The sequence below is a fragment of the Chamaesiphon polymorphus CCALA 037 genome (assembly GCF_003003845.1).
Lineage (GTDB): Bacteria > Cyanobacteriota > Cyanobacteriia > Cyanobacteriales > Chamaesiphonaceae > Chamaesiphon > Chamaesiphon polymorphus.
Genome location: NZ_PVWO01000390.1, coordinates 1 through 5,628, shown reverse-complemented (window position 1 = coordinate 5,628; position 5,628 = coordinate 1). Strand labels below are relative to the sequence as shown.

Below are 5,628 nucleotides of genomic sequence, written 5' to 3'. Positions count from 1 at the left end.
GTGCTGAATGTCGTCGATCTGTGGGTAATAGATATAGTAGTAGCCAAGGATGTTGCTATAGTAAACCGATCGATCTGATGAATTATTTCCTAAATTGGAAGGCAGGGACAATTCATGAATTGCCACTACCGTAAAAACCCAATTATCAATTATCAATTATCAATTATCTATCGCCGAGATTTTCTAGTAATAAATCGACTTGAGATCGCTGTTTAGCTAGAAAGTCTTCGCACTGCTGTAGGGATTCGACGGCTATGGCGAATTTATCGAATACTTCGGTAAATTCTAATTCGCCGCTTTCGATTTCATCGAGGATATCTTCGACTCGTGCGACTGTTGTTTCATATTTCCACTCAATCTTTTTGGCCATTATCGATTTCAACTATGCTAACTTTGGCACTACCTTTACTAAATTGGAGGGATAATTCGGCTCCTACGATTAGACGATCGCTAGTGCGGACGATCGCGCCGTTGTTGTCCCGTACTAGTGCGTAACCGCGTTGCAAGACTAAGCTGGGATCGAGAGCTTGGCATCGCTCTTTCAATCTTAACTGTTCTTGCTGTGCGGTTTGCAAGTGTCTGGCGATCGCGAGTTTGAGTCTTTGTGCGAGGCTGTCGATCCGCTCGCGTTCTCGATCTAATTGGCGATCGGGTTTGATGCGTTCGCACCGCAGGCGCAGGCGATCTAGCTCGGACTGACGATCGATGATGACTCTTTGCATGGCTTGGCGCAGCCGTTCGACTCTGGCTGAGTGTTCGTCTGCGACGTCTGCAAGATCGGGAACGACTAGCATTGCTGCGGCTGTGGGGGTGGCGGCGGCGACGTCGGCGGCTAAATCGGCGAGAGATTCGTCGCGTTGGTGTCCGATCCCAGTGACGATCGGGATCGGACATTCGGCGATCGATCGGACGACGATTTCGCTATTAAAACAGCTTAAATCTTCTGTCGCGCCGCCACCTCTAGCCAGGATGATGACTTCGGCGCGATCGTCGATAATGACTCGATCGATCGCCCGTTCGATCGACTGTGGGGCGGTTTCTCCCTGCACTGTGGCGGGTGAAAATAGGACTAATACGCTCGGATAGCGCGCTAGCAATGTGCGGCGGATATCGCCCCAGGCGGCGGCTGTAGGCGATGTCACGACGGCGATAATTTGCGGTTGTGCGGGTAAAAGTTGTTTGCGCTCTAGATCGAATAAACCTTCGGCTTGCAGCCGCTGTTTGAGTTTTTGCAGTCGTAGAGCTTGGAGTCCTTCACCCATCGGGAGGACTTGTTGCACTTGAAATTGATATTTGCCGTGCGGTGCGTAGACGGCGATTTTACCTAGAGCGAGTACTTCCATCCCGACTTCGGGTTTGGTTTCTAGCTCTGGAATCTGGGATTTCCAAACCACGGCTGGGAGTGCGGATTTGCCGACTTTATCTTTAAGATTGAAGTAGATTCCCGATGGATGATGACTCGCGCTGGAAACTTCGCCACACACCCATACTTGTCGCAGTTGGGGAGTTTGCAGCAGAGCGCGTTCGATATAACCAGTCAATCGATCGATCGAAATGGGATCGATATCTGGGTAGAATGTTGCGTTGGACATCGATCGACGAGTAGCACCGAGATAAGCTAGATAGTTGCTTATTATTACCGATTTGACTGTCGATCGGTTGAGATGAGTAAATGAGTAATGAGTAATGAGTAATGGGTAGGGATTGGAAATACCCTTTCGTCCCCTCGTCTCCCCCTCTCCCCCTCTCCTAGTCAAGATTCGTCTCCTCATAAATACTCATCCCAATTTCCCAGGCTTGGGTGAGGAGGGTTTCGTATTCGGCTAATTGTGGCTGTTGAGATAGGTTTTGAAGATTAATTAAATTATGCGCGATCGAGATCGTGAGTTGGGATGAATCGGGATATTCGCGTAAGTAGCGATCGATCTTTAAGGCGGCGAGTAAGTTTTGCTGGGTTTGACTGAGAATTTCAATTATTGCAGAAGTTGGTACTGGTTTGGCTTGACGATCGGTGAGGTTGGCTACTTTTTCTAAGGTGGCGATCGAAGTGACGATCTGGTTATATCGATCGATTTGCTCGACTAATTTTAGGAGTTTTTGCAATCGTTTCCCGCGACGAAGTATCCACCAATTAATGCCAAAGAGTGCAACCAGGGTAATTGCACTGTCAACTACAAGTAATCTATTTAAGCGTTCTTGTTGTGTTTGTGGCGATCGATAGAGATTCAAACCACGATCGATCGGCAACATTAGCGCGGCAAAGATAATGCCCGCACCGATAATTTGCATTAAGCCAATTTGGATTAATTTGTGTGGCTGTTGCCAGACATTCGATCTCCAAGTAAAGCCTACCATCAGATGTCCGATCTCCTGCTGGCCGATCGATTCTACTGTCGATCGCGGAATTATTAATTCTTCAAATTTATCCACCATACATCCAATTTATCTGCACAGATTTAACCCCACTCCCCTAACTAGAAAAATTCATGCCTTGTCAAACTATTTATTAAGTATTAAGTAACTGGACTTAATTAAATATAAAACACCAAATACACGTACAATGTCGGTGCTGTTGGGTTTCGCTGTCTTGACCGAAACGCACGCTGTAGGCGTTGGCGATAGCCTGCCGTAGGCATACGAAGCGAGACGTGTCGCCAGACGGAAGCCTCAGCGCGATTTCGGTCGCTACACTCAACCCAACCTACACGGCTTTTATATTTAATTCCACCTACTTACTTACAGCTACTGGCAGGGCCGAAGCTGCAATACACATTTGACTTAAAAACCCAATCTATGAATAGATTCCCACACAGCAGTAAAAAAGCTGCCTTCTCTAGGCCGAAACAATTGAAAATCGCCGACACCAGTACCAAAAAATGGTCTAAGCGTCCAACCTAATTGAGTGCCCACAAAGCCATATAATCCCAACCAGAATTTCAGAATATTCTTCCTAATCTGGATATTTCCAGAGTGTTCTTCTGCATCGCTAGGCTTCATTGTTCGATAGAGAAAGGATACGCCCAATGTACCCGTAAGTGTAAAAATTGCGACGTTTAATAATAAAAAGAAGAATCGATCGTTAACGGTAAGTAAGAAAAATAATGTAATTGGTGCAAATCCACATAATAAAACTGCAATTACGGTAATTGTAGCTAGAAGATAAGCCCAATGCTGCCGAACGGTACTGCGAGAACCAAAGAAGGCGTTGAAAATATAAAGTGTCGGAAAACAAACAATCAGTGTAATTAGATATAGAGCGGGAAGTTTGATGGCTGAAGACAGGATTTGAATCGGCGTATTGCTATTTGTCGCACCGATAATCGCTCCATAAATTGCAAAGCAACTAAAACTGGTAAATAGTAAGGAGACAATTTTACTATTGAGTTTCTCACTATTATGAATTTCATCGATGAAGCTAAATCGATCTCTGAGTAAGTAAATGAGCGTGTTGGTATTTTCCATAAGTTTTGGTGCTGATGACTGGAGATTAGGCTATGACGGCTCTAGTACGAGTAGTTTCTGCAATCTCAAAGATATAGTTACTACAGTCGGACTATTAAAGATTCCTGTAATGTCAGTCTAAGCCAATCCAGATCTAGCTTTGGGCGGAAAAAATCGGTAGTTAAAGTCGGGGAAAGTGGGATCTGCGATCGAATTCAGTCAGCCATCCACCCACCCACTCTCTGCCTTGAAGTGGTACAAAAATATTAAAATGAGAATTGCTACTGAAATTATACCGATCGCATTTATTGTGCTATCTTGACTTCCATTAAGCTCAAACCCCATCCTGACGTGTTTCAATGCTGAAAATCAAACGTGCGGTGAGTTTAGTCTGGGATAGTGCTCCAGGCTGGACAGCCGCTCATGTGGTTGTAACGACCATTCAGAGTACGTTACCCTTTGCATTACTCTACATTATTAAACTCATCGTCGATGATATTGCTCTGAGTCTGAATCTTGTAGATAAAACCCAGATTTTTAGTCACATTCTATTTTTGCTGATCGATGCTGGCATAGTGATGTTGTTGACTCATTTCTTGGCGGTAATCGCTCAGATCTGCTCGGAAACACTATCGCAACGAGTGACCGATTATATGCAGACAATTCTGTATAAAAAGGCGATCGAAATCGATCTAGAGGCTTACGAAAGTCCGCATTATCAAGATATTTTGGAACGTGCTAAGTGGGAAGCACCGCACCGCCCGAAACGAATGCTCGATAACTTGACTTCTGGCGGACAAGGTGCTGTCACATTAATCGCGGTCTTGGGATTGCTAATTTCCCTGCACTGGGGACTCGTTTGTGTGTTGATATTTGCGGCGATGCCGACGATGGTCGTGCGCTTGCGCCAATCGAAAGTTATGTATAATTGGCATCGCCACCAGACTGAGGTCGAGCGCAAAGCCAACTATTTAGGGCATTTATTGCTAGGTTCTCAACCAGCCAAGGAGATTCGCTTATTCAATTTAGGCAATATGTTAATCGAGCGGTTCGCTCGCATCCGACAACAATTGTTTCGCGAAAAACTCGCTATTCTCCATCGACAAGCGATCTTTCAGCTCATCGCGCAGGGCTGTACTGGCATGGTGATGTTGGCAACTTATGGTTTTATCGTTCATCAAACGATTTATGGGCGGTTTCAGCTTGGCGATTTAGTCTTGTACAGCCAAGCATTTCAACGGGCGCAAGGTGCGGTTCAAAGCTTGCTCGCCAGCTTGAGCGGTTTGCATGAAAACAACCTATTTCTGGCCGATGTTTTTGAGTTCCTATCGCTCCAACCCACTACGCTCGCCCCCGCTCATCCTAAATTAGTACCGCGACCACTCCAACAGGGAATTGTCTTTCGAGATGTGAGTTTTCAATATCAAAATTCTACTCGCAAAGCGATCGATGGGATTAATCTGACGATCGCGCCAGGAGAGATCGTCGCGCTAGTTGGCGAAAATGGGTCTGGCAAAACGACATTAGCCAAATTGCTCTGCCGTTTGTATGAAGCCACCGCTGGGACGATTACCTTAGACGGGATCGAGCTGCAACACTTTTCGCGTACCGATTTCTACAGCCAAGTCGGCGCGCTCTTTCAAGACTTTACCTGCTACCAATTCACGGTGGCAGACAATATTTGGATGGGCAATGTCGAGCAGCCATTCACCTACGAACGCATCGAGCGAGCCGCGCGCCAATCTGGTGCGGCTGCCACGATTCAACGGCTGCCCCAAGGCTATGAAACCCTTTTGGGTAAGTGGTTTAAGGGCGGTGAAGAACTCAGTGGCGGACAATGGCAAAAAATTGCCCTAGCGCGGGCTTTTTTGAGAGATGCACAGTTAGTGGTACTAGATGAGCCGACTAGTGCGATGGATGCTCATGCAGAGGAGGAGGTATTTATGCGGTTTCGCGAGCTAATGCGCGATCGATCTGCACTATTAATTACCCATCGGCTGGCAACTATCAAAATGGCAGATCGGATTTATGTGATGCATCGAGGCGAGATTGTCGAGAGTGGTACCCACGATCGATTGATGGCACTAGGCGGCACCTACGCCCATTTATTTGAAACTCAAGCTAAAAATTATCAATAGGCTTTAGGTTTTAGGCTTTAGGCTTTAGAACTGCGTTCTCTATTCTCTG

Annotated in this window: 5 protein-coding genes; 1 reads left to right on the top strand and 4 read right to left on the bottom strand. The window is 46.1% G+C overall.

The features are described from left to right. Positions 1 to 163: 163 nt before the first annotated feature. The 4 genes from xseB to C7B77_RS22555 all read right to left on the bottom strand — a co-directional run bounded on the left by xseB (position 164) and on the right by C7B77_RS22555 (position 3,462). Positions 164 to 370, bottom strand: a complete 207-nt coding sequence (xseB, locus tag C7B77_RS22570) for an exodeoxyribonuclease VII small subunit (RefSeq protein ID WP_106310192.1) — start codon at positions 368 to 370, stop codon at positions 164 to 166. Then, positions 354 to 1,592, bottom strand: coding sequence for an exodeoxyribonuclease VII large subunit (gene xseA / locus C7B77_RS22565; RefSeq protein ID WP_106310189.1), 1,239 nt, complete (start codon positions 1,590 to 1,592; stop codon positions 354 to 356). Before xseA ends, xseB begins: the two co-directional genes overlap by 17 nt. A 157-nt stretch (positions 1,593 to 1,749) precedes the next feature. Continuing rightward, positions 1,750 to 2,433, bottom strand: coding sequence for a hypothetical protein (locus tag C7B77_RS22560; RefSeq protein WP_106310187.1), 684 nt, complete (start codon positions 2,431 to 2,433; stop codon positions 1,750 to 1,752). A gap of 345 nt (positions 2,434 to 2,778) precedes the next feature. Then, positions 2,779 to 3,462 carry a hypothetical protein gene (locus C7B77_RS22555; protein WP_106310184.1) on the bottom strand — a complete coding sequence of 228 codons (684 nt, stop codon included), beginning with the start codon at positions 3,460 to 3,462 and terminating at the stop codon, positions 2,779 to 2,781. Positions 3,463 to 3,800: 338 nt separating this feature from the next. Between C7B77_RS22555 and C7B77_RS22550 the strand changes: the two genes are divergently transcribed. After that, positions 3,801 to 5,579: an ABC transporter ATP-binding protein gene (locus tag C7B77_RS22550; protein ID WP_106310181.1), complete on the top strand. Its 1,779-nt coding sequence runs from the start codon at positions 3,801 to 3,803 to the stop codon at positions 5,577 to 5,579. Positions 5,580 to 5,628: the final 49 nt, after the last annotated feature.